The sequence below is a fragment of the Formivibrio sp. oc-25 genome (assembly GCF_055810895.1).
In genome coordinates this window covers 31,155-55,763 of sequence record NZ_JBVVOL010000003.1, presented here as the reverse complement: position 1 = coordinate 55,763, position 24,609 = coordinate 31,155, and the positions used below count along the sequence as shown (strand labels likewise).

The following is a 24,609-nucleotide window of genomic DNA, read 5'->3' as shown; positions in this document are numbered from 1 at the left end:
TAAAAGAATGAGCAATCCATTTAGCCTATCAGGCAAGATCGCCCTCGTAACCGGCGCCGCACAAGGCATTGGTGCCGCCATTGCCGCCAAGCTGGCCGAAGCCGGCGCTTCCGTGATTTGTGCCGACTTCGCCCCGATGGCTGCCGAATCCATCACCAACATGGAAGCTGCCACCAAGATCGGCGGCGGCAAATACTGGTACCTGCAAGCCAACCTGACCGCCAAGGGCGCGCCGCAAAAAGTGATTGATGAATCCGTCGCACTGGCCGGCCAGGTCGACATCCTGGCCAACGTTGCCGGCACCATCCGCCGCGCCCCGTTCCTGGAGCATTCTGAGGAAGACTTCGACTTTGTGATGCAGATCAACCTGTACGCACCCATGTACCTGTCGCAAGCTTTCTGCCGCCACGTCGTGGGCCGCAATGGCCGTGGCAAGATCATCAACATCTGCTCGATGCTGTCTTACCAGGGCGGCATTCTGGTACCGGGCTACACCGCATCCAAGCACGGCATTGCCGGCATCACCAAGCTGATCGCCAACGAAATGGGCGCCAAGGGCATCAACTGCAACGGTATCGCCCCGGGCTATATCGCCACCGCCAACACCGCCCCGATCCGTGCCGATGCCGATCGCAACAAAGCGATTCTGGACCGGATCCCGGTTGGCCGCTGGGGCGAACCGGAAGACCTGGCCGGCACCGCCGTATTCCTGGCATCTGCCGCTTCCGACTACGTCAACGGCGCCATTGTGAACGTCGACGGCGGCTGGCAAGCTCGCTAATCGCGCATCAAGCCAGTCACCAGCACAAACGCCACCCTTGCGGTGGCGTTTTGCATATGCACTGAGAACCAAAATCCACCGCCATACATGCCACCACGCCGTAGGACGGGTTTCAACCCGTCACAGCGGACATATCCGACACCAGCGCCGACGGACTAAAGTCCGTCCTACGGCAGACGTTGCGGCGGTATTCGCGCAATGATTTCAATCCACGCCGTAGGACGGGTTTTAACCCGTCACAGCGGACATATCCGGCATCAGCGCCGACGGACTGAAGTCCGTCCTACGGCAGGCGTTGCGGCGACATTCGCGCAATGATTTCAACCCACGCCGTAGGACGGGTTTTAACCCGTCATTGCGTACATATCCGGCATCAGCGCTGACGGGCTGAAGCCCGTCCTACGAAGGGCATTGCGATGTGGCAGCCAGGGGCGGACTCAAAACATCCCGGTAACAAATCCATCACAACTACGTCACACTCCTCACACAAACCGCCCAAACTGTGTACTTTTCCCAACACTCCTACGCAATTGCTGCACACAAAGTTGCCCCAGGCACAACGGCTAAGGCATCCTACGATCCAAGGTTTGGTAATAAAACCAGACCGGGTTAAAAGCGGTACCCTTCAACAACAAGGAGTATTACCCCATGAAGAAGATCATTGCTCTGGCTGTTGCCGCAGCCTTCGTTGCACCGGCCGCCATGGCCGAAGTTACTGTATACGGCTCCCTGCGTACCGCCGTTGAATACGGCAAAGTAAGCAGCGTAAGTGCTGCCGCTGACCACAGCAAAGTTCGCTTGGCTGACCAATCTTCCCGTCTGGGCTTCAAGGGCTCCGACAAGCTCGACAGCGGCCTGACCGTTCTGTGGCAAGCTGAGCAACGCGTTCGCGTTGGCGCCAGCGCCGCTGACGGCACAAACAACCAACAGACCGAAGGCTGGGGTGACCGTGACACCTTCGTTGGCCTGCAAGGCAACTTCGGCTTGGTACGTGCCGGCCGTTTCGATGACATCATCGATGCTTCGCGCGGTGACTTCTTTGGCGCCCTGGGCAACCTCATCGAGTCCGACAGCGTAAGCGGCAAGTTTGTTCGTCGCGGCGCTGGCAAAAACAACAACACCATCGCCTACCACTCACCTTCCTTCGGCGGCTTTGGCTTCAAGGCTCAATACGTTTTTGGCAATACGACTGCAGATACAAACGCCAATGGTTATGCTGCAACTGCCTTCTACAAGTCCAGCCTGTTTGAAATCGGCGCCGGCTACAAGAACGTAAGCAATTTCGACTACACCAAGACCGAAATCAAAAACAGCGCAACAGTTAACGATGGCGACAAGTACAAGTACTATGTTGTTGGCGCTTCGGTAATGCCGATGGCAGGCCTGAAGATCAGTGCAGTCTATGACCAAACCAAGCAAAAAGATGCCAGCGCCAGCAACGAATACAAGCAGGCAGGTTACGGCCTTGGCGTTTCCTACGCCACAGGCAAATACAACTTCGCAGGTAGCCTGAGCAAGCTGAACGACCAGAAACTGAACGGCGCCAAGCAAGCTGAGACCGGTGCCTGGGGTGCAGGCTTGGGCATGACCTATGACCTGAGCAAACAAACCAAGCTGCTGGCTGGCGCTTCCTACATCAGCAACGATGACAATGCTGATGTTGGCGCAGCCAACAGCGCTTTCAAGGCACCTAGCACTGGCGCATATAACGGCGCCAAGTACACTGGTGTTGGTATCGGCATCCGTACCGACTTCTAATCTGACTTTGTCAGCTTAGTTTTCGACCTGAAAGGGCGGGGTTTCCCGCCCTTTTCTATTTTGCAAATCGAACTCTGCCGACGCCGACCCGCACCGCCACCCGCGCGGACTTGCACTAAATTTCCGTTGCTTCAATAATGTTGTCTTTTCCCAAAATCGTTGCAGTCACCTGCTTGCAACAGGATCTTGCCCATGCGTCATTACCTGCAATTCAAGGATTTTTCGCGCGAAGAGTACGATTACCTCTTTACCCGCGCTGCTGAAATCAAGAAGGTCGTCAAATCCGGCCAACTCTATCAACCCCTGCCCGGCCGTGTGCTGGGGATGATTTTCGAGAAATCATCGACCCGTACCCGCGTCTCGTTCGAAGCCGGCATGTACCAGCTCGGTGGTCACGCCATGTTCCTGAATTCGGAAAGCACCCAACTCGGGCGCGGCGAGCCGATCGAGGACATGGCCAAGGTGATGAGCCGCATGGTCGATATCGTGATGATCCGCACCTTCGAGCAAAGCATTGTCGAGCGTTTTGCCAAGGAATCGCTGGTGCCGGTGATCAATGGGCTGACCAACGAATACCACCCCTGCCAGATCATGGCCGATATCTTTACCTATGTTGAGCGCTTCGGCTCCATAGAAGGCAAGGCGGTAGCCTGGGTGGGGGATTCGAACAATGTATCGCGCACCTGGCTGCAGGCAGCCAAGGTGTTCAACTTCAAGCTCAAGCTGGCCTGCCCGGAGGGCTACGACATGGTGGTGCTCGATGGTCAGGAATACGGCCCGGACATCTTCGAGACCTGTCGCGATCCGTATGAAGCCGTGGCCAATGCCGACATCGTAACGACCGACGTATCGGTTTCCATGGGATTCGAGCGCGAAACGCTGCAACGCAAGCGAGACTTCATCAATTACAAGGTCACCGAGCAATTGATGAAGGCCGCCAAGCCGGAAGCTGTGTTCATGCACTGCCTGCCCGCCCACCGTGGCGAAGAAGTTGATCCGGAAGTGATCGACGGCCCGCAGTCGATTGTGTGGGATGAGGCCGAAAACCGCATGCACGCACAGAAAGCCGTGATCGAGTATTTGTTGCTGGGCAAGATCGAAGATTGGGATGTCTTCAAGCAAGGCGGCAAGCCGGAGAATTGGGACGTTTTCAAGCAGTAATGACTGTCGGGTTGAGGCCCCTCTCCCCGGCCCTCTCCCGCGAGCGGGAGAGGGAGTAAACCTCCCGTAGGTTGGGCAGAGCATCGCGAAGCCCAACGACAGATAAGGCGGGGTGGTAGATGTTGGTCAGAGCATTGTCGATGTTGGGCTTCGCTCTGCTCTGCTCTGCTCTGCTCTGCTCTGCCCAACCTACACGGCCAAACCTACACAAAAACGGACAGATGAACCATGCCGCACATCACCATCGAATACACCGACAACCTGATTGCCGCGCCCGACATGCAGCAGTTGTTTGTCGAGTTGATTGACGCGCTTTACAGCACCGGCACCGTGCGTGCAAACAGCGTGATGGTACGCGCCATCAAGCTGGATGAATGGCGTGTTGGCGGCGACCCCAGGCAGGCGTTTGTGCACCTGAAAATGTCCACGCTGGATACGCGTCCGCCTGAATTCAAGAAACAGGTGCTTGCACTGTTCAACCCGATCATGAAATCGGCCTTTTCCCGCGCATTGCAGGAACAGGATTGCCAGATCTGTGTGGAAATCCAGGAGATCCGCACCGAGTTTTACGATAAATTTTCCGCTCTGTAGAAACAAGGAAACAGCATGTCTGATGTCAAGAAAGTTGTGCTCGCCTATTCCGGCGGGCTGGATACCTCGGTCATTCTCAAGTGGCTGCAGGATGAGTACAAGTGCGAAGTCGTGACCTTCACGGCCGACCTGGGTCAGGGCGAAGAGCTGGAGCCGGCACGCGCGAAGGCACTCAAGGCCGGGATCAAGCCGGAACATATCTTCATTGACGACCTGCGCGAAGAATTCGTGCGCGATTTCGTTTTTCCGATGTTCCGCGCCAACACGGTTTACGAAGGCGAATACCTGCTCGGCACCTCGATCGCGCGTCCGTTGATCGCCAAGCGGCTGATCGAAATCGCCAAGATGACCGGTGCCGAAGCCATTTCGCATGGTGCAACCGGCAAGGGTAACGACCAGGTTCGTTTCGAGCTGGGTGCCTATGCGCTGATGCCCGGCATCAAGATCATCGCCCCGTGGCGCGAATGGGATCTGCTCTCGCGCGAGAAACTGATGGCCTACGCCGAAGCTGCCGGTATTGAAGTCGACATGAAACACAAGAAAGGTGGCGCGCCCTACTCGATGGACGCCAACCTGCTGCACATCTCCTACGAAGGCCGCCATCTGGAAGACCCGAAGGCCGAGGCCGAAGAAAGCATGTGGCGCTGGACCGTAAGCCCGGAAGCCGCACCGGATGCACCGGAATACCTCGATCTGGAATTCGAGAAGGGTGATCTGGTTGCCATCAATGGCCAGCGCATGAAGGCACACGAACTGCTGGCCACACTGAACCAGATCGGCGGCAAGCACGGCATCGGTCGCCTGGATCTGGTGGAAAACCGCTACGTCGGCATGAAGAGCCGCGGCTGCTACGAAACCCCGGGTGGCACGATTCTGCTCAAGGCTCATCGCGGCATCGAATCGATCACGCTCGATCGTGAAGTGGCGCACCTGAAAGACGACCTGATGCCGCGTTACGCCAGCCTGGTCTACAACGGCTACTGGTGGGCTCCGGAGCGTGTCGCCTTGCAAACCCTGATCGATCACACCCAGGCCAACGTGAGCGGCCTTGTGCGTGTGAAGCTGTACAAGGGTAGCGTATCGGTGGTGGCGCGTGATTCGGTCAACACCTTGTTCGACCAGACCATTGCCACCTTCGATGACGACGGCGGCGCTTACAACCAGGCCGATGCTGGTGGCTTTATCAAGCTGAATGCATTGCGGATGCGCATTGCTGCCAAGAAAGCTGGCAAGTAATCCTCTCCCCAACCCTCTCCCGCAAGCGGGAGAGGGAGTTTTCCCTCTCATGCTCACCTGAAAATTCTCCCTCTCGCCCCGATGGGGAGAGAGGTCAGGAGAGAGGGTAAGCCGGCCAACCGGTCGGCCTTTGTACCGAAAGAAAAATGCTCGACGCCATTCTCAACATGCCCGAAGCCGCATTTACCCGGCTGACCGTCGCGATTTTTTGCACCGCGCTGATTTCCTATATGGGCTTCATCATTTTCCGGCTGGCGCGTGATTCGCAGGCCGGCAAGCTTGGCACGCTGGTGTTGTCCGTCGTACTGGGTCTGGGCATGTTCGGCTTTATCGTCAAAACCCTGTTAACCGAAGTGCTGCAAAAATAAGGAATCTCCATGAGCCAATTCGATAACGTATCCGTTCTGAAGCAAGCCAATATCTACTTCGACGGCAAGTGCATCTCGCATACCGTGGTATTTGGCGATGGCACCAAGAAAACCGTGGGCGTGATTCTGCCTGCCAAGCTGACCTTCAATACCGGCGCACCGGAAATCATGGAAGCCGTGGCCGGCGCCTGCTTTGTGAAGCTGGCAGGCTCGGATGAGGTCAAGCAGTACGCTGCGGGCGAATCGTTCCATGTGCCGGGTAACTCCAGCTTTGAAATCGAAGTGCAAGGCGAGCCGTTCCATTACGTTTGCCACTTTGCCTGATTGATTTTATCTAGGGCATGGGGAGTAGGGAGTTGAGAGTAGCCAAACCACTCACCACTCCCCAGTCACTACTCACAGGAGTTTTAGATGCCGTCTTTTGACTTCACGTCCGAAGCCGACATGGTCGCGATGAAGAACGCGATCGATGTCACAATGCGTCAGATCGACAACCGCTTCGACTTCAAAGGCACCAGCGCCAAGATCGAGTTCAACGAGAAGGACAAGGCTTTGACCTTGTTTGGCGATTCCGACAATCAGCTCGACCAGATCAAGGCCATCCTTTTTCCAGCCATGGAAAAGAAGGAAGCCGACAGCTCCAAGCGCCTGGATGCGCAGAAGGTGGAAAGCGTATCCGGCAACAAGGTCAAGCAGCTATTCAAGATCAAGGATGGCATCGAAAGCGAGCTAGCCAAGCAAATCGTCAAGCAGATCAAGGATGCCAAGCTCAAGGTGCAGGCTGCCATCCAGGGTGAAGCGGTGCGTGTAACGGGTGCCAAGCGCGATGATTTGCAGATGTGCATTGCGCTGATCAAGAAGGAAATTACGGATTATCCGATCAAGGCGGGTAACTTCCGGGATTGAGTCCCCTCTTCAGAACCTTGACGCCGTAGGTCGGAATTCATTCCGACAGCTAGGACGGCAGGTATCGATTTACCCTCTCCCGCAAGCGGGAGAGGGAGAAAATGCGAACCACCCAGCCCTCACGCCTTTAGGAAATTTTCCCGGTAAAACTTCAACTCGCCGATCGATTCATACACATCGGCCAGCGCTTCGTGCTTGCTCTCCTTGGTGTATTTCGCATACACCTGCGGTTGCCAGCGCTTGCACAGCTCCTTCAGCACGGAAACATCGATGATGCGGTAGTGCAGATAGGCATCGAGCCTGGGCATGTATTTGACGATAAAGCGGCGGTCCTGATGCACGGAGTTGCCGCACAAGGGTGAAACACCTTTGGGGACATGCTGCTCCAGGAAGGCGATGATCTGGTCCTCGACTTGCGATTCCGTCAGCGTGGACGCCTTCACCTTGTCGATCAGGCCAGACTTGCCGTGGGTATTCTTGTTCCACTCATCCATGGCATCGAGCACGCTATCGGGTTGATGAACCACGAATACCGGTGCTTCAGCCACCGTTTCCAGATTGGCATTGGTAACCACCAGCGCTACCTCGATGATGCGTTCGCGCTCGGGATCGAGCCCGGTCATTTCCATGTCCAGCCAGATGAGGTTGTTCTGGTCTTGTGGCATACTGCTTGACTCCATGATCGATTGAAATTGAAGCGCATTATAAATGAGCGCCAGCCTGTTCTCCCTGTTGTTTGTTGCCACGCTCGGTCTCGGTTGCGGCCTGCATCTGTGGCTGCAAGCCCGCCAGATTCGCCATGTCTCGAACCATCGCGCCCAAGTACCGGATGAGTTTGCCGAATCCATCCCGCTGGAATCGCACCAGCGTTCGGCCGACTATACGGTATGCAAAAGCCGCTTTACCCAGTTTGAAACGCTGTATGAAGCAGCCCTGCTGCTGACATTCACGCTGGGTGGCATCATCAACTGGCTCGATACGCTCAGCCGTTCATTCACGGATTCACCCATTGGCGCTGGCCTGATCCTGATCGCCGGCGTATCGGTGCTGTATACCCTGCTGACCCTGCCCGTTTCGATTTATTCGACCTTTGTGGTCGAGGCGCGTTACGGCTTCAACAACATCACCGCCAAACTGTTCGTTCTCGACTTGATTAAATCCGGGCTGCTGGCTGCCAGCATCGGCCTGCCGCTTGCAGCGCTGGTACTTTGGCTGATGGCCAGAATGGGCGACCACTGGTGGCTGTGGGTATGGCTGACCTGGGTGGGCTTTTCGCTGTTGCTGATGCTGGTTTTCCCGACCTGGATCGCTCCGCTGTTCAACAAATTCCTGCCACTGGAAGATGCCGAACTGAAGGCGGATATCGAGGCGCTGCTACAACGCTGCGGCTTCACATCCAGCGGGGTGTTCGTGATGGATGGCTCCAAGCGCTCCAACCACGGCAATGCCTATTTCACCGGGCTGGGCCAATCCAAGCGCATCGTATTTTTCGATACGCTGCTGCGCCAGTTGACGCCGGCGCAGATTTTGGCTGTGCTCGCACATGAGCTGGGCCACTTCCACCATCGTCATATCTTCAAGCGGCTGATCTGGTCGTTTGCCTTGATGCTTGGCCTGTTCTGGCTTCTGGGCCTGCTGATGCAGCAATCCTGGTTCTATCAGGGGCTGGGCGTAGCCACACCCAGCACGGCTGCTGCCTTGCTGCTGTTCTTTCTGACATTGCCGGTGTTTACCTTTCCGTTTGCGCCGATCGGCAGCTGGATATCACGCAAGCAGGAATTCGAGGCCGATGCCTATGCGGCACAACACGCCAGCGCCGATGATCTGGTCGACGCGCTGGTCCGCTTGTATCGCGATAACGCCAGCACGCTGACCCCCGATCCGCTGTTCAGCATGTATTACCACTCGCACCCGCCGGCGGCGATCCGCATTGCAGCGCTGAAGTCGCTAGGCTAAAACAGTATCGATTCCATTTGAAAAAGGCTCACACCATGGCATTCTTCGACGAACAGTGCTCCGCCACACCGGCCAAACTGGGCAAGATAGAAGCAGAAATGCTGGCTTCCGAGTTGAATGACTGGATTGTGCTTGATGATCAACTGGAAAAAACGTTCCGCTTCAAGAATTTTCATGAAACGATGGCCTTCGTGAATGCTGTGGCCTGGATTGCCCATACCCAGGATCATCATCCGGACATGGATGTCACCTACAGCCGTTGCCGGCTGGTCTGGAGCACGCATTCCACTGGCGGCATTTCACGCAATGACATCATCTGCGCTGCCAAAGTCGACCGGCTGCTGAATAAATGAGCGATACGGTCGCCCGCATTGTCGCCAGTCACGGCAAAGCCTATATCGTGCAAACTGCGGATGGCATGCGGCGCATTGCCTCCGCACGCGGCAAGAAAACCGATTTTGCCTGCGGCGATGCGGTTGCAGTCAAGCTGATCAACGAAGAACAGGCTGTCATTGAGAAGGCGCTCGCACGCAAAACCCTGCTGTATCGCTCGGATCAATGGCGTGAAAAACTGATCGCGGCCAATGTCACACAGATCGTGATCGTGGTGGCGCCGGTGCCAAGCTGGCTGGATGAGCTGATCGGGCGCTGCCTGATCGCGGCCGAAGCTGCCGGCATCCATCCGTTGATCTGCCTGAACAAGTGCGACCTGCCCGAGGCCGCCGCAGCACGCGACAAGCTCGCTTATTACACTCGCCTGGGCTATGACCTGATCGAGGTTTCCGCACTGGCCGATGTCACCCCTTTGCGCGCAAGCCTGGCAGGACACACGTCGGTACTGGTCGGGCAATCCGGCATGGGGAAATCCACGCTGACCAACGCTTTGATCCCGGATGCCAACGCCCGCATCAACGATATTTCGCTGGCGCTGGATTCGGGCAAACACACCACCACGCACGCAGCGCTCTACCAGCTGGACGAACAATCCGAGCTGATCGATTCGCCCGGCCTGCAATCGTTTGGTCTGGCACATATCAAGGCGGATGAGCTGGCCGGCTATTTCCCCGAGTTTCGCGAGTTGCTCGGCCAGTGCCGTTTTCACAACTGCCGCCATCGCCAGGAACCGAACTGCGCCTTGCGTGCCGCCGTTGATGCCGGCCAGATTCCGGCCAGCCGGATGGAATTGCTCAACCGGCTGCAAGATGAACTGGCACGGGTACCAACTTACTGATCCGGTACCCAGATGCCAGCCTGCGCAAAAGTTGAATCACTGTTTGTCCAAGGCAACGAATACCTGAAAGCAGAGCAATACGCACAGGCCGCAGCAAGCTTTCGACAAGCCATTCTTCTTGCTCCCGACATTGCTGAATTACATGCCAATCTTGGCTTGGCCCTGGAACATCTACAGCAACCTGCTGAGGCCGAGACATGCTATCGCCATGCACTCACGCTCGATGCAGGCCTAAGCGAAGTTCATCGCAATCTTGGTGTTTTGCTCGCAAGTCAAAAGCGCTTTGCCGAAGCAGAGCAGGCATACCAGCAAGCGCTTGCGCTGAATCCGGATTCAGCCGTTACCTGGTCCAATCTGGGTGTACTGCATGCCTGCCAGCGACAGGAGCAGTTGGCAGAAAATTGTTATCAACGCGCGCTGAACATTGATCCCGCCTACCGCCTGGCACGCTTCAATCTGAGTTATCTGCAGTTGCGCCAGGGCCGTTTCGAGGAAGGCTGGGCGAGCCTGGAGGCGCGTGACTGGTATCGCCAACTGCAAGCCTTGCTGCCATTCCCGCGCTGGCAAGGCGAAACGCTGCAGGGCAAGCACATCCTGATCGGCATCGAGGCCGGCCATGGCGACATGATTCACTTTTGCCGCTATGCCAGCCTGCTGAGGGATCGAGGTGCCGCGCGCATCGGCATACTGTGTCATCCGGCGCTTGCGCCATTGCTGGCCACACATGCGGCGCTGGACGTCATCGCTCCGATCGATGCCGTGTTGCCGGATACAGGCTGGGATTACTGGGTACCACCCATGAGCCTGCCCTTTCACTGCCAGACACGTCTGGATTCGATCCCGGCCCGGCTGCCTTATCTGCATGCGTTGCCGCAACGGATTGCCTGCTGGCAATCACGCATTCCGCAACAGGGATTGCGTGTTGGACTGGTGTGGCGGGGCAACCCGCGACATGAAAACGATGCCGACCGATCATTGCCCTCCCTTGCCACGTTCGCCGCGCTGGGCGAAATTGCCGGCGTACACTTTGTCAGTCTGCAAAAAGGACCGGGGGAAGAGGATGCCTTGCTGACCAGTACCGGATTGCCACTCGTTCCGCTTGGACACACAATCAAGGACTTTGCCGATACCGCCGCCATCGTGGCGCAACTGGATCTGGTCATCAGTGTAGATAGTGCGGTTGCACATCTGGCCGGCGCACTGAACACACCCTGCTGGATCATGTTGCCGGCCTACAAGACAGACTGGCGCTGGCTGACCGAACGCTGCGATTCGCCGTGGTATCCGAACAGCGTACGGCTTTACCGTCAAAAACAGTCCGGTAACTGGCGCGAGGTGGTCAATCGGATATGCGGTGATCTTTCATGTCTGGCGGCGCTGCCGGCGCGAGCGCTGCCTGACCGCCCAGCGCACATGCAAACGCCATAACTGGTCGATCAGCACATAGCCAGCCAGCGCCAGCAACAATCCCAGCATCGGCAAACCAAGTGCCAGCGGCCAACCCAACGTACTAGCCCAATCCAGCATGGCCTGCGTCCAGCTCAGAACCTTCATGTCTGACAAGACTGGCATGGGGGGCAATGCGTGATGACCATTGGCCATGAGTACCAGGCTGCCCAGCTTATAGGCCAGCCAGTACAGCGGGCCAATCGTCAGCGGGTTACTGTACAAAGTGGTAAAAGCAGCGACCGGCAAGTTCACCCGAAAAAAAAGCGACAAAACCGCAGCCGTAATGATCTGCAGCGGACCCGGAATCAGCCCGCCAATTGCTCCCGCCGCCACACCACCCGCCACGGCACGGCGATTGAGCTGCCACAGGCAGGGATCAGTAAACCAATGCGCGAATCGGCGCAGGAAGGTATTTTCTGCAATCTTGTGCCGGTCTGGCAAAAAACGGCGCAGCAACTTTCTGGGCATGGGGTAGTCTTGATTGATGCAATGAACAGACGATTTGATTTTTAGTGCTTCAAGAGACCGACTATTTTGGGCAAAATTCCCTTCTGACGCAGAAAAAGAAAATTCCATGGTTGCCGTTACCCGCCCGCTCGCCCAATCCATCGCCGATGCCGATGATCCGCAACGCTGGCTGCATATGCTGGCCGAGCGCTACTCGCCTGACGAGGTCTTGCGCATCTCCGAAGCGTTTCACTGGTCCGAGCAATGCTATGCCAATCGCGTGTATACGGTAACCGGTACGCCGATGTTACCGCAGGCTGTGGCCAGCGCATCGATCGTGGCCGACCTCAGGCTGGATGCCAATGCGGTAATCGCCGCCCTGCTGTTTGCCATGCCCGATGTCAACAACAAGGCCGCAGAGGATATCCAGCTACGCTTTGGCGATGATGTGGCCCAGCTGGTCGAGCAGATCCGGCGCATCCGTGAATTGGTAGGCGTGCTGGCCCACCCGGACGTGCACCACAAGCCGGAGGACGCTCATCAGCAGATCGAAGCATTGCGTAAGATGATTCTGGCCATGGCCGAGGATATGCGGGCAGTGCTGATCCGCCTGGCTTGGCGCACGCAAGCCATGCATGCGGCAGCCGATGCGCCAGAGGCCATCCGGCGGCGGCTGGCTCGCGAAACCACTGATTTGTATGCGCCGCTGGCCAACCGCATGGGCGTGTGGCAGATCAAGTGGGAACTGGAAGACCTGTCCTTCCGCTACCTGCATCCGGAATCGTACAAGCGCATTGCCAAGCTGCTCGATGAGCGCCGGGTAGACCGCGAGAATTTCATTGCGAATGTCATGGCCACGCTGCGCCAGGAACTTGAAGCTGCCGGTATCAAGGCAGACATCATGGGCCGGCCCAAGCACATCTACAGCATCTGGAAAAAGATGCAGCAGAAAAAGCTCGATTTTTCCGAAGTCTACGATGTGCGCGCCGTGCGTGTGCTGGTCGACGACGTGAAGGATTGCTACACGGTGCTGGGAATCATCCACCACCTGTGGCAACCGATCCCCGGTGAGTTTGACGATTACATCTCGCACCCGAAGGGCAATTTCTACCGCAGCCTGCATACCGCCGTGATCGGCCCGGAAAACAAGGCGCTGGAAGTTCAGATTCGCACGTTCGAGATGCACGAGCACTCCGAATATGGCGTGGCGGCGCACTGGCGCTATAAGGAAGGCGGCCAGCACGATAGCAAATATCAGGAAAAGATTGCCTGGCTGCGTCAGTTGCTCGATTGGCGCGAGGACATGGCCAAGGGCAACCAGTTGGCCGATGCCTTCAAGGCGGAGCTATTTGACGACACCATTTATGTGCTCACCCCGGCAGGCCGCGTAATTGAGTTGCCCAAGGGCGCCACGCCGGTTGATTTTGCCTACAGCGTACATACCGACTTGGGCCATCGCTGCCGCGGCGCCAAGGTCAATGGCCAGATCGTGCCGTTGTATACCCCGCTGGAAAATGGCCAGCGCATCGAGATCCTGTCGGTGAAGGAAGGTGGCCCCAGCCTGGACTGGCTGCACCAGGGCTACGTGAAGAGCCACCGAGCCATGAGCAAGATCCGGCACTGGATCAAGCAGCAGCATCAGGATGTGGCAATTGCCGCCGGCCATGCCCTGTTTGAAAAGGAAGCCACCCGCGCCGGCCTCAGCAACAGCAAGCTTGATGCCATTGCCGCCCGCCTGGGAATGAAGACCATCGATGAAGTCTATCTGACGCTGGGTCAGGGCGAGCTATCGCTGCGCGAATTGTCACAGGTGCTGACTGCGGTGATGGAACCGCCAGCACCGCCGATGCCGATCAACCCGGATGATCTGATCCGTGCCGCGCGGGCCGATCAGCATGGCAAGGGTGTACTGATCGAGGGGGTGGACCAGTTGATGACCATGCTGGCCAAGTGCTGCAAGCCGGTGCCGCCCGATGCGGTGGTCGGTTTTGTGACCAAGGGGCGCGGCATTTCGATTCATCGTACCGATTGCACCACACTCAAGCGGCTGGCGGCTGGCGCGCCGGAGCGACTGATCCGGGCCGACTGGGGCAAGAGCCATACCGGGCAAGTGTTCGCCGTGGATATCCTGGTGGAGGCGCATGACCGGCAAAGCTTGCTGCGCGATCTGTCGGAAGTGCTTGCGCGCGAGAAGATCAACGTCACTGCGGTCAACACACTGAGCAAGGATCATCGCGCCTACATGCGCTTCACCATCGAGATTCGCGATACCGACCAGTTGCAGCGGATTTTCGTGCGACTGAGCGAGGTCCAGGGCGTGATTCGCACTTCGCGCGATTAAGCCGCCCAGAACCCCGACATGGTTCATGGCATCCTGTTGCAAGGTTTACGCTGACAAGCGACGCTGCATCCGGGTAACATTTCGCCTTTGCGCGCGATGCGCCGTTTTTACTGTCCGCGAGTCTCCATGAAGCCTGTCAATGCCGCCCAGATCACCTCAATTGCCCAGCAATTCGGCACACCCGCCTGGATTTACGATGCCGCAGTCATCCGCGAACGCATCCAGCAGCTCAAAGCGTTCGATGTGATCCGTTTTGCCCAGAAAGCTTGCTCCAACACCCATATCCTGCGCCTGATGCGCGAACAGGGCGTGGCGGTCGATTCCGTATCCTTGGGCGAAATCGAGCGCGCACTCGCGGCCGGCTATTCGGTTGACGATGCGCATGGCGGCATTGTCTTCACTGCGGATCTGCTCGATCGCACCACGCTCGCTCGTGTTGCCGAGCTGAAGGTGCCGGTCAATGCCGGTTCGCCGCAGATGCTCGAACAGTTGGGCCAGGCCAGCCCCGGCCATCGTGTCTGGCTACGCATCAACCCCGGCTTCGGACACGGCCATAGCCAGAAAACCAATACCGGCGGCGAACACAGCAAGCATGGCATCTGGCATGAGCATCTGGAGCAGGCACTCGCGCTGATTGATCGCTACCAGTTGCAACTGGTCGGGCTGCATATGCATATTGGCTCCGGCGTCGATTACAGCCACTTGCAGGAGGTCTGTTCGGCCATGGTGGATCTGGTCAAACGCGCCAATCGCGATATTGAAGCCATCTCGGCCGGCGGTGGTTTGTCGATTCCGTACCGCGTCGGCGGTGAGCGCATCGATACCGATCATTACTTCGGCCTGTGGGATGCCGCGCGCAAGGAAATCGAAGCGCATCTGGGACACAAGGTCACGCTGGAGATTGAGCCGGGCCGTTTCCTGGTCGCCGAATCCGGCAAGCTGGTCGCCGAAGTCCGCGCGAAAAAAGATGCGGGCCGCAACCACTTCGTGCTGGTTGATGCCGGCTTCAACGATCTGATGCGCCCTGCCATGTATGGCAGCCACCACGAAGTATCGCTGCTGCGCAATGGTCAGCAGGTCACAGGCAAGGCACGCCCGACCGTCATCGCCGGGCCGTTGTGCGAATCCGGTGATGTGTTCACCCAGGTCGAAGGCGGCGAAGTTGCACCGCGGGAATTGCCTGCGGCGGAAATCGGCGACCTGGCAATCTTTCACGATGCCGGCGCTTATGGCGCGAGCATGTCATCAAACTACAACAGCCGTCCGCTGATTCCGGAAGTGCTGGTTGATGGCGAATCGATCCGCCTGATCCGCCGTCGCCAGACCATTGCCGAACTGCTTGCGCTGGAAAATGTTGACTGAAGCATATCGCGGATACTCACCGGTAGCGTGGCAGGAAATCGTGCAGCGGGCGATGCATGACCATCCGAATGAGCGATTGATCGTGCTGGATGAATACGGTGCGGCTGGCATTCTCAAGGTTGCCCAGGTCGATGATCGCTCGCGCGCCCAGGTCCTGCTGCGCAATCTGATCGGCTGGGGCCTGGGTCTGCGCAACGCCATGCATGCAGAAGACCGGTTGCAATTCGAAATTCGCCGACTGCAGGAACTCGACCGGCATGGCATTGCCGTGCCGGCAGTGCTGGCGCACGGCAAGAACTGGCTGGTGATGCAAAAGCTGGATGCGCCTTGGCTCGCGGCCTTTCAAAGCAGCAATGACACAGAACGGCTTGAGCGTCTCGCGCAGGCCTTTACCGAACTGGGGCAGCTGCACGCGGCCAACGAATGGCATGGCGGTGCACAGCTGCGCAACCTGATGTGGCACAACGGCAGATCGTATCGCATCGATTTCGAAGAAACCGCCCTGCTCGCACTGGCACTCAGCACGCGACAGCGTTTCGACCTGATGATCCTGCTGCTTGATGTTGTGCGCTATTGCCCCGCACAACCCACGCTGGCCGAATGCCTGACCCGCTTCCTGCGGGCCTATCGCCAGGCTGGCGGCCAATACGAACATTGCCGTTTCCTGCAAAAAACCGCGCGTCTGTTGTACTGGCTTACCCTGCCCCTGCGTCCTTTGCGTGGCCTGCTGGGCCGGGATGGCCGCGTGGTACTGGATTTCCTGGCTGCCATGCAGGGCCAGTCTGCCTGAATTTGCGTATAGACCCGCGCATGCGCGGATAATAGCGTTCACAGACAGCACACGGCCGCTTGCCCTATCCCCCAGCCCATAATGCAGATACGCTTCATTAACAGGAGACGACCATGCCCCTGGTTCACCTTTACGTTGCCGAAGGCTTTGAAGAAGTCGAAATGATCACCGTGGCCGACATCCTGCGTCGGGCCGAGGTAAATATTCAGCTCGTTTCCTTGAGCGAATCGCTGCTGGTAAGCGGTGCGCACGCAATTACCGTGCAAGCCGACCTGCCCTTCTCCGCCGCCACGGCACTGGCCGATGCCATCGTGTTACCAGGCGGAGGGCCAGGCACCCAGAACATGCTGGCTTGCCCGCCTCTGCACCAACGCCTGCACGCTCATCTGGCCGCCGGAAAACATGTGGCAGCCATCTGCGCTGCACCGATGGTGCTGGCCAAGGCCGGCATCTTGAAGGGCCGCAAGGCCTGTTGTTTTCCGGGTTGCGAAGCGAAAATGACCGAAGGCGGGGCAATCGTCACGGCTTACAACGTCGTGACCGATGGCAAGATCACCACCTCGCGCGGGGCAGGTACTGCCGCACATTTCGGTATCGAGCTGGCACGGCTGCTGGTTGGCGACAAAATAGCGACCGATGTCGGTCGCAGCATGCTGTTTATCTGACCCGCAAAACACAACGGCCGCATGATGCGGCCGTTGTACTCTGGGCAATCAACTCACCCCTTCACCGGCCGCACCAGACCAGCAGCATGCCGCGCGCGTGCGCGCGCATCGTCGGTGTTACTGCCTGCCGCCAGCGCCACGCCCATGCGTCGCCGGGCAAACGATTCCGGCTTGCCAAACAGGCGCAGATCGGCACGCGGCACAGCCAGTGCCTGGGCCACGCCCTCATAAGCAACCCCGGCTTCTTCCATGCCGCCATAGATCACGGCACTGGCTGCCGGCTCACGCAAGGTGGCATCAACCGGCAAACCAAGAATTGCACGCGCATGCAGTTCAAATTCGGAAAAGCGCTGGCTCATCAACGTCACCAGACCGGTATCATGCGGGCGCGGGCTGACTTCGGAGAACCAGACCATATCGCCCTTGACGAACAGTTCGACACCGAACAGGCCACAACCACCCAGCGCATCGGTCACTTTCTTGGCGATGATGCTCGCGCGCTCCAAGGCAATCGGGCTCATCGGCTGCGGTTGCCAGCTCTCCACATAATCGCCGCTCTTCTGCAAATGACCGATCGGCTCGCAGAAACCGGTTTCAATTTCGCCCTCCGCGTTTTTGGCCCGCACCGTCAACAGCGTGATTTCATAATCGAAATCGATGAAACCCTCGACAATCACCCTCCCTTGGTCAACCCGGCCGGCACTGGCCGCATATTCCCAGGCTGCCTGCACCTCATCAGCCGACTTGAGCAGCGATTGCCCCTTGCCGGAAGACGACATCACCGGTTTCACCAGGCAGGGGAAACCGATCTGCTGCGCGGCCGTCTGCAGCTCGTCCAGGCTACCGGCAAAACGATACGGCGAAGTGGGCAACTGCAGCTCTTCCGCTGCAAGCCGGCGAATGCCTTCGCGATTCATGGTCAGGTTGATGGCACGCGCGTTCGGCACCACCCCGGCAATGCCTTCCGCCTCGATCTTGGCCAATTCGCTGGTGGCAATCGCCTCGATCTCCGGCACGATCAGATGCGGTTTTTCCTGCAGGATCAAGGCACGCAGCGCCGTGGCATCGGTCATGTCGATCACGTGCGAGCGGTGCGCCACATGCATGGCAGGGGCATTGGGGTAACGATCGACCGCAATTACCTCCACGCCAAACCGTTGCAGGGCAATGGTGACCTCCTTGCCCAATTCGCCGCTGCCCAGCAGCATGACGCGTGTCGCCGAAGCGGACAGCGGGGTTCCGATACGCATGAGAGGTTCTCCGATCAATCTGGCTGGTAGGGATAAGCTTTCTGCTGGACGCGCGAGGCTTCATTGCGGCGGCGCTCATCCAGATCGATCGGCGCCTTGTCCCAAAGCAATGCCCTCCCCTCCACCTGGCCCTTGGCCACCTCCGGGTTGGACTGCAGAAAGTCTTTCATGAAATTCGTGTATTCCGACACGTAACGGTATTGTTGGCCGAACATCGCTTATCTCCTGTTTTTATTGAGGGAACCCTGAAATCCATCAGGTTCTGTTGTGTTTAATCTATTGGTCTGGACATGCGCAAGCTGACCGGCAAATGATACGCCTCCAGCGCCGGTACGCGCGTCTCGGCAATGATCTCAAAACCGTGGCGGGTATAAAAACGTACCGCGCCATGGTTGGCGCTATCCACATCGGTTTGCAAGGCACGCGCGCCATGCGCGCGGGCGGCAGACACTATCACAGCCAATATCTGCGCCCCCGTACCCATCTGGCGCAGCGAAGCATCCACTGCCAGTGTGCGCAAATACCAGACATCATCCGGCACACTTGGAAACAACCACGCCAGCAGGGCATCGCGTTGCTGCAATTGCGCCAGATCCCCACGCAACTGCCCCTGCACACGGGCATCAGTCAGGGCAAGCGCCGTTTCGGCCGCGGCAGGATAGTGGCAGGCCAATGCCATCACCTTTGCATCCTTGCGCCAAACCTGACATGACTGATGGCTGTAACTGCCTTCAGGCAATCGCCACAGCTTATCCAGACACGATAAGGCAGCATCAATCGAACCAAACCAGAAATCATAGTAAGGCGGGTCGGATTCGTAGATCAGGCGCGCGGCCTGTCCTGCATCGTCCGGCAACCCGGCCGCGGAAAATGCCAACATCAGCCGCGCCCCCATTCGCCACTGGACGGCTGCGGTGCGCTGGCCAGCGCATCCAGCATGGCTTGCGGTGTTTTTGCCACCCGCAGGAATGTGTGTTCACGCTCGCCCACAAAACCTGCCGAAGTGGCCTGCTCGACAAAAGCCAGCAGGGCATCGTAATAGCCGGAGATATTAAGCAGGCCAATAGGCTTGCCATGCAGGCCGATCTGGCGCCAGGTCAGGATTTCAAACAATTCATCCAGCGTGCCAAACCCGCCGGGCAATGCGATAAAGGCATCAGCCCGCGCAGCCATCAGCGCCTTGCGCGTATGCATGGAATCAGTTACGTGCAGCTCGGTCAGGTTCTGCATGGCCAGCTCGCGTGCGACCATGAAATCGGGGATCACCCCGACCACCTGCCCCCCGACAGACAGGCAGGCATCTGCCACCTCCCCCATCAGGCCGACATGGCCGCCCCCATAGACCAAGGCCAGGCCACGCAGGCCAATCTCCCGGCCCAGCTCGCGTGCCGCAGCCGTAAATACCGGATCATGGCCATGGCGTGCGCCGCAAAAAACGGCGACTGATTTCATAGCACCGCCACCGGATACGAGCCCAATACCTTCACAAACGCGGCCACGCTACGCAATTCAGCCAGTGCAGCCTGCAATTTCCCATCACTGGCATGGCCTTCGACATCGACAAAGAACAGGTACTCCCACAGACCAGTACGGCTCGGGCGTGACTCGAATTTGCTCATCGATACGCCATGGCGCGCCAGCGGCTCCACCACTGCATGCAGGGCGCCAGGCTTGTTCGGTGCGGAAATCACCAACGATGTCTTGTCGCGACCGGAAGCGGTAACGTCCTGGTGGCCGAGCACCAGAAAGCGCGTGGTATTGTTCGGTTCATCCTCGATCGAATCGGCCAGCTTGATCAGGCTGAACCGCTCTGCCGCCGCATCGCCGGCAATGGCTGCAACCGTTGGGTCCAGACTGGCCAGACGCGCGGCCTCGGCATTGCTTGCGACCGAAATGCGCTCGACATCCGGCAAATTCTTGTTCAGCCACTCATGGCATTGGGCCAGGCTTTGTGCATGCGAATAGACACGCTGAATGCCATGCTGGCCTGCGGTAGCGCGCAGTAGATGCTGGTGAATGCGCAGCACCACCTCGCCACATACCTTGAGCGGCGTATTGACCATCAAATCCAGGGTACGGCCGATCGCGCCTTCGGTCGAATTTTCCACCGGCGCCACGACATAATCCGCGCCGCGCGCTTCCACCATGCGGAATGCTTCGTCGATCGAGGCGCAGGCCAGCGTCTTCGCGGCATGGCCAAAATGCTTGACGGCCGCAGACTGGCTGAACGTACCTTCCGGCCCCAGGAAAGCAATCGTCAATGGTCGTTCCAGCGCCAGGCAGGCCGACATGATTTCGCGGAACAGGCGTGCCACGGTTTCGTCCGCCAGCGGCCCCTGATTCAGCGACTTGATGCGGGTAAGCACCTGCGCTTCGCGTTCTGGGCGGTATACAACACCCTCACCCTTGATCACGCCAATTTCGTGGGCATGGTTGGCACGCGCGTTGAGCAGTTTGAGTACTTCGGCATCAATCGCATCAATCGCATCGCGGTGAATCTTGAGTTGTTCGTCGCTCATGGTTCGGACTCTGGATAGTTGAAGTTTGGGTTTTCAGGCCAGCAAATAATGCGCACGCGCCGTGGCTACCGGGCGCGCCACATCATGCTGCCAGGCAGTCAGCAACACATTGGCCACCCGCTTGCCCTGGCGCACGATCTCGCAACGGGCATAAAGATCCTGCGGACCGGCGGAACGCAGATAATCTATCGAAAAATCGACAATCTTGGGAATATCCTGTGCTTCGCGCGCCCACATCAGATGCAACACGGCGGCGTTCTCCAGAAAACCGCCAATCACGCCGCCATGCAGCGCCGGCAGCAGGATATTGCCAACATTCTCGTCGCGATAGGGCAGAACAAACAGCGGGCCACCATCCTGCTCGGCACACTCGATACCAAGCAGGCGGGCGTAGGGGATTGCAGCCACCGCCACGCGCAGATCATCAATGGAGTTGATGGCGAAAGGCATCACATCCTCCTGCTTTCAGGCAAGGCTGTGCGCATATAGGTGGCAACGGCATGCGCCACGGGCGTTTGCAGGTCTGTTTGATACAAGGTACTGCGGGTAAAGGCAATCTGGCTGGTCAGGCGGTAGCATTCAGCCTGGCAGAACAGTGCCAGATCTGGCACACCAGGGCGCAGGTAATCGATCCGCAAATCGAGCGTGGCAAGTGATTCCCTGGCATGCAACAAGGTAAACACTGCCATCGCACCCGACATATCTGCCAGTGAAGTCGCCACGCCGGCATGCAACACTCTGGTTTGCGGATTGCCGACCAGCTCGGGCTTGAACGGCAGTGCCAGTTTGGCCTGGCCCAAGCCCGTGGCAACCAGCTGCAACCCCAGCGCGCGGCAATGCGGCAGATTCATGCCCCAGTGCGCAATCTGCGAGAAGAGTTCCGGCGCAGCGACCGGTTGCCAACCGGAACCCATGTCTTATTCCTGCACGGCGTCGCTGCCGTTGTCTGCGCGGATATCGGCCTCGCCGGATTCGTCGTCGGAATCGACTTCGCAGACACGCTCCAGCCCGGACAGTGTTTCACCTTCGTCCAGATTGATCAGGCGTACACCCTGCGCCGCACGACCGGTTTCACGGATCTGGCTCACCGGCGTGCGGATCAGCACACCACCAGTAGTAATCAGCATCACGTCATCGCTCGGATCAACCAGCGTCGCAGCCACGAGCTTGCCGTTGCGCTCGCCAGTATCGATGGCGATCACGCCCTGCGTGCCACGGCCGCTCAAGCGATAATCGCCGACCGGCGTACGCTTGCCGTAGCCATGTTCGGTTGCGGTCAGCACCTGCTGTTCCGGTGATTGCGCGACCAGCAGCGAGATCAGCTTCTGGCCTTGCGCGAGCTTCATGCCGCGTACACCGCGCGAATTGCGGCCCATCGGGCGTACCTTGTTCTGGTTGAAACGCACCGACTTGCCGGCATCGGAGAACAGCATGATCTGATCGCCGTCCAGAGCCTGCTCGTCCTCATGCGCCTGATCATCTTCCAGCACTGTTTCATCGGCTGCTTGATCGTCATCGGCGATCTCGCTTGCGGCGCCATGTGTCAGCGCCACGCCGATCAGGTAATTACCCTCTTCCAGGTTGATGGCAATGATGCCGCGCTTCATCGGGCGCGAGAAAGCCGACAGCGGCGTCTTCTTGACCGTGCCGTCAACGGTGGCCATGAACACGAACTGGTCGTCGGTAAACTCCTTCACCGGCAGGATCGCATTGATCTTTTCATCGGCTTCGAGCGGCAGCAGGTTGATGATCGGCTTGCCACGGCTGGTACGACCGCCCTGTGGCAATTCGTACACTTTGAGCCAGTACACACGACCGCGCGAGCTGAAACACAGGATGTAATCGTGGGTATTGGCCACAAACAGGTTGTCGATGAAATCGTCTTCCTTGGTCGCTGCCGCCTGCTTGCCGCGGCCGCCACGATTTTGTGCACGGTATTCTTCGACCGGTGTGGCCTTCATGTAACCACCATGCGTCAGCGTCACCACCATATCCTGCGGTGTAATCAGATCTTCGAGGCTGATGTCTTCGCCATGCATCACGATTTCGGACTTGCGTGCATCGCCGTAGGTAGCCTTCACCTCGGTCATTTCGTCGGCGATGATCTGGGTCACGCGTTCGGGCTTGGCCAGGATATCGAGCAGGTCAAGGATTTTCACCATCACTTCCTTGTACTCGTCGACGATCTTGTCCTGCTCCAGCCCGGTCAGGCGCTGCAGGCGCAATTCCAGAATGGCCTGCGCCTGCGCATCCGACAAACGATAACCCTCGATACTGTAGCCGAAGTGGGCCGCCAGCCCTTCCGGACGCGAAGCAGCCGCATCGGTGCGCGCCAGCATTTCTCCAACCAGGCCGGACTTCCAGACGCGCGCCATCAGCGCGGTCTTGGCTTCCGGCGGCGTAGCGGCTGCCTTGATCAGGGCAATGATTTCATCGACATTGGAAAGTGCAACAGCCAGGCCTTCCAGAATATGGCCGCGTTCGCGCGCCTTTCTGAGTTCGAATACCGTGCGCCGCGTAACGACTTCGCGCCGGTGGCGCAGGAAGCATTCAAGTACTTGCTTGAGATTCAACAGACGCGGCTGACCATCGACCAGCGCAACCATGTTGATGCCGAAACTATCCTGCAACTGCGTTTGCTTGAACAGGTTGTTGAGTACCACATCCGGCATTTCGTTGCGCTTGAGCTCGATCACCACGCGCATGCCGGATTTGTCCGACTCATCACGCAACTCGGAGATGCCTTCGATCTGCTTTTCACGCACCAGCTCGGCCATGCGTTCCAATAGCCGGGCCTTGTTGACCTGATAGGGCAACTCGTCAACGATGATCGCTTCCCGGTCGCCATTCTTGCCGCACGGCTCGATATGGGTGCGCGCGCGCATCACCACACGGCCGCGGCCAGTACGGTAGCCCTCGCGCACGCCATGGATGCCATAGATGATGCCGGCGGTGGGGAAATCCGGTGCCGGGATGAAATCGATCAACTCATCGACCGAGAGTTCAGGATTGGCCAGCAGCGCCAGCGCGCCATCAATAACCTCAACCAGGTTATGCGGCGGAATATTGGTGGCCATGCCCACGGCAATGCCGGAAGAACCATTGATCAACAGGTTCGGCACGCGGGTCGGCAGAACTGTCGGCTCGAGTTCCTTCTCATCGTAGTTCGGGGTGAAATCGACGGTTTCCTTGTCGATGTCAGCCAGCAACTCGGACGAAATCTTGCGCAGTCGACACTCGGTATAACGATAAGCGGCAGCGGAATCGCCGTCGATCGAGCCGAAGTTGCCCTGTCCGTCGATCAGGGTATAACGCAGCGAAAAATCCTGCGCCATGCGCACCAATGCCTCGTAGGCGGCAGAGTCACCGTGCGGATGATATTTACCCAGCACGTCACCGATCACGCGCGCGCATTTGACGTAGGCGCGATTCCAGACGTTGTTGCTCTCATGCATCGCAAACAGGATGCGGCGATGCACCGGTTTCAGGCCGTCGCGCACATCGGGCAAGGCGCGGCCCACGATCACGCTCATCGCATAATCCAGATAGGAGCGGCGCATTTCCTCTTCGAGGCTGACAGGGATGGTTTCTTTGGCAAAGCTTTGTTGCTGTTCTGACATCTGCGAAGGCCGGTGATGATCTTGGGATTGGATGCCGGAACCACGCCATTTTTCTGCTTATGGCGCTTTCCGGCAGAAGGAGGAGTTTACCACGCCGGCCCCCTTCATCCAATTCACCAGCATGCCCATAAACACACACGCATTGTGCAGCCGAGCAAACATTTCCCACGCCTTTCGT

The 24,609-nt window shown here is 58.2% G+C and carries 26 protein-coding genes; 16 read left to right on the top strand and 10 right to left on the bottom strand.

The features are described from left to right. Positions 1-7 precede the first annotated feature (7 nt). From AC0KVQ_RS02840 to AC0KVQ_RS02805, 8 genes are all read left to right on the top strand, one after another. Entirely contained in the window at positions 8-781 is a 774-nt protein-coding gene (locus AC0KVQ_RS02840) for an SDR family oxidoreductase (RefSeq protein ID WP_473419606.1), read from the top strand. Between the two features lie 648 nt (positions 782-1,429). Then, positions 1,430-2,539 carry a porin gene (locus AC0KVQ_RS02835; protein WP_473419605.1) on the top strand — a complete coding sequence of 370 codons (1,110 nt, stop codon included), beginning with the start codon at positions 1,430-1,432 and terminating at the stop codon, positions 2,537-2,539. Positions 2,540-2,731: 192 nt separating this feature from the next. Then, positions 2,732-3,700: an ornithine carbamoyltransferase gene (argF, locus tag AC0KVQ_RS02830; RefSeq protein WP_473419604.1), complete on the top strand. Its 969-nt coding sequence runs from the start codon at positions 2,732-2,734 to the stop codon at positions 3,698-3,700. Between the two features lie 228 nt (positions 3,701-3,928). Then, positions 3,929-4,291 (top strand): 5-carboxymethyl-2-hydroxymuconate Delta-isomerase, encoded by a 363-nt coding sequence (locus AC0KVQ_RS02825; protein ID WP_473419603.1) that lies wholly within the window; start codon positions 3,929-3,931, stop codon positions 4,289-4,291. Between the two features lie 15 nt (positions 4,292-4,306). Continuing rightward, complete coding sequence (locus AC0KVQ_RS02820; RefSeq protein ID WP_473419602.1) at positions 4,307-5,527, top strand: argininosuccinate synthase; 1,221 nt, start codon at positions 4,307-4,309, stop codon at positions 5,525-5,527. A 146-nt stretch (positions 5,528-5,673) separates the two neighbouring features. Further along, positions 5,674-5,895: a DUF2788 domain-containing protein gene (locus tag AC0KVQ_RS02815; RefSeq protein WP_473419601.1), complete on the top strand. Its 222-nt coding sequence runs from the start codon at positions 5,674-5,676 to the stop codon at positions 5,893-5,895. A gap of 9 nt (positions 5,896-5,904) precedes the next feature. Next, the gene (gene ppnP / locus AC0KVQ_RS02810; RefSeq protein ID WP_473419600.1) at positions 5,905-6,219 is read left to right on the top strand and encodes a pyrimidine/purine nucleoside phosphorylase; all 315 of its coding nucleotides are present in this window, start codon (positions 5,905-5,907) and stop codon (positions 6,217-6,219) included. Positions 6,220-6,306: 87 nt separating this feature from the next. After that, positions 6,307-6,801: a YajQ family cyclic di-GMP-binding protein gene (locus AC0KVQ_RS02805; RefSeq protein WP_473419599.1), complete on the top strand. Its 495-nt coding sequence runs from the start codon at positions 6,307-6,309 to the stop codon at positions 6,799-6,801. 119 nt (positions 6,802-6,920) lie between these two features. Here the strand turns inward: AC0KVQ_RS02805 and orn are convergent, their stop codons facing one another. Beyond that, positions 6,921-7,466 (bottom strand): oligoribonuclease, encoded by a 546-nt coding sequence (gene orn, locus AC0KVQ_RS02800; RefSeq protein ID WP_473419598.1) that lies wholly within the window; start codon positions 7,464-7,466, stop codon positions 6,921-6,923. A gap of 43 nt (positions 7,467-7,509) precedes the next feature. Here orn and AC0KVQ_RS02795 point away from each other — a divergent pair, with 43 nt between their 5' ends. The 4 genes from AC0KVQ_RS02795 to AC0KVQ_RS02780 are packed head-to-tail and all read left to right on the top strand — an operon-like array spanning position 7,510 to position 11,416. Beyond that, positions 7,510-8,757: a M48 family metallopeptidase gene (locus AC0KVQ_RS02795; protein ID WP_473419597.1), complete on the top strand. Its 1,248-nt coding sequence runs from the start codon at positions 7,510-7,512 to the stop codon at positions 8,755-8,757. A 35-nt stretch (positions 8,758-8,792) separates the two neighbouring features. Continuing rightward, positions 8,793-9,110: a 4a-hydroxytetrahydrobiopterin dehydratase gene (locus AC0KVQ_RS02790; RefSeq protein WP_473419596.1), complete on the top strand. Its 318-nt coding sequence runs from the start codon at positions 8,793-8,795 to the stop codon at positions 9,108-9,110. Further along, positions 9,107-9,988, top strand: coding sequence for a ribosome small subunit-dependent GTPase A (gene rsgA / locus AC0KVQ_RS02785; protein WP_473419595.1), 882 nt, complete (start codon positions 9,107-9,109; stop codon positions 9,986-9,988). The genes AC0KVQ_RS02790 and rsgA overlap by 4 nt, the downstream gene beginning before the upstream one ends. Before the next feature lie 12 nt (positions 9,989-10,000). Next, positions 10,001-11,416 carry a tetratricopeptide repeat protein gene (locus AC0KVQ_RS02780; protein WP_473419594.1) on the top strand — a complete coding sequence of 472 codons (1,416 nt, stop codon included), beginning with the start codon at positions 10,001-10,003 and terminating at the stop codon, positions 11,414-11,416. On the opposite strand, the gene AC0KVQ_RS02775 is transcribed toward AC0KVQ_RS02780, so the two are convergent. After that, complete coding sequence (locus tag AC0KVQ_RS02775) at positions 11,351-11,905, bottom strand: DUF2062 domain-containing protein (RefSeq protein WP_473419593.1); 555 nt, start codon at positions 11,903-11,905, stop codon at positions 11,351-11,353. The two genes, AC0KVQ_RS02780 and AC0KVQ_RS02775, sit on opposite strands and share 66 nt — an antisense overlap. 106 nt (positions 11,906-12,011) lie before the next feature. Between AC0KVQ_RS02775 and AC0KVQ_RS02770 the strand changes: the two genes are divergently transcribed. From AC0KVQ_RS02770 to AC0KVQ_RS02755, 4 genes are all read left to right on the top strand, one after another. Further along, positions 12,012-14,225, top strand: a complete 2,214-nt coding sequence (locus AC0KVQ_RS02770; RefSeq protein WP_473419592.1) for a RelA/SpoT family protein — start codon at positions 12,012-12,014, stop codon at positions 14,223-14,225. Positions 14,226-14,351: 126 nt separating this feature from the next. Then, positions 14,352-15,587, top strand: a complete 1,236-nt coding sequence (gene lysA, locus AC0KVQ_RS02765; RefSeq protein ID WP_473419591.1) for a diaminopimelate decarboxylase — start codon at positions 14,352-14,354, stop codon at positions 15,585-15,587. Beyond that, on the top strand, positions 15,577-16,377 hold the full coding sequence (locus tag AC0KVQ_RS02760; protein ID WP_473419590.1) for a hypothetical protein: 801 nt from the start codon (positions 15,577-15,579) through the stop codon (positions 16,375-16,377). The genes lysA and AC0KVQ_RS02760 overlap by 11 nt, the downstream gene beginning before the upstream one ends. A gap of 113 nt (positions 16,378-16,490) precedes the next feature. After that, positions 16,491-17,042 carry a DJ-1 family glyoxalase III gene (locus AC0KVQ_RS02755; RefSeq protein ID WP_473419589.1) on the top strand — a complete coding sequence of 184 codons (552 nt, stop codon included), beginning with the start codon at positions 16,491-16,493 and terminating at the stop codon, positions 17,040-17,042. 53 nt (positions 17,043-17,095) lie between these two features. Here AC0KVQ_RS02755 and purT read toward each other — a convergent pair whose 3' ends face one another. Genes purT through gyrA form a run of 8 tightly spaced genes read right to left on the bottom strand, consistent with a single transcriptional unit; the run spans position 17,096 to position 24,431 of the window. Continuing rightward, a complete protein-coding gene (gene purT / locus AC0KVQ_RS02750) occupies positions 17,096-18,292 on the bottom strand; it encodes a formate-dependent phosphoribosylglycinamide formyltransferase (RefSeq protein WP_473419588.1) in 1,197 nt (398 codons plus the stop codon). A 14-nt stretch (positions 18,293-18,306) separates the two neighbouring features. Next, complete coding sequence (locus tag AC0KVQ_RS02745) at positions 18,307-18,507, bottom strand: DUF3460 family protein (RefSeq protein WP_473419587.1); 201 nt, start codon at positions 18,505-18,507, stop codon at positions 18,307-18,309. Positions 18,508-18,563: 56 nt separating this feature from the next. Continuing rightward, positions 18,564-19,172, bottom strand: coding sequence for a GNAT family N-acetyltransferase (locus AC0KVQ_RS02740; protein WP_473419586.1), 609 nt, complete (start codon positions 19,170-19,172; stop codon positions 18,564-18,566). Further along, entirely contained in the window at positions 19,172-19,744 is a 573-nt protein-coding gene (locus tag AC0KVQ_RS02735; RefSeq protein ID WP_473419585.1) for an LOG family protein, read from the bottom strand. Before AC0KVQ_RS02735 ends, AC0KVQ_RS02740 begins: the two co-directional genes overlap by 1 nt. After that, positions 19,741-20,811, bottom strand: a complete 1,071-nt coding sequence (gene pheA, locus AC0KVQ_RS02730; protein WP_473419584.1) for a prephenate dehydratase — start codon at positions 20,809-20,811, stop codon at positions 19,741-19,743. Before pheA ends, AC0KVQ_RS02735 begins: the two co-directional genes overlap by 4 nt. 33 nt (positions 20,812-20,844) lie before the next feature. Beyond that, positions 20,845-21,261 carry a PaaI family thioesterase gene (locus AC0KVQ_RS02725; RefSeq protein ID WP_473419583.1) on the bottom strand — a complete coding sequence of 139 codons (417 nt, stop codon included), beginning with the start codon at positions 21,259-21,261 and terminating at the stop codon, positions 20,845-20,847. Next, on the bottom strand, positions 21,261-21,725 hold the full coding sequence (locus tag AC0KVQ_RS02720) for a PaaI family thioesterase (RefSeq protein ID WP_473419582.1): 465 nt from the start codon (positions 21,723-21,725) through the stop codon (positions 21,261-21,263). Before AC0KVQ_RS02720 ends, AC0KVQ_RS02725 begins: the two co-directional genes overlap by 1 nt. Before the next feature lie 3 nt (positions 21,726-21,728). Continuing rightward, the gene (gyrA, locus tag AC0KVQ_RS02715) at positions 21,729-24,431 is read right to left on the bottom strand and encodes a DNA gyrase subunit A (protein ID WP_473419581.1); all 2,703 of its coding nucleotides are present in this window, start codon (positions 24,429-24,431) and stop codon (positions 21,729-21,731) included. Positions 24,432-24,609 lie beyond the last annotated feature (178 nt).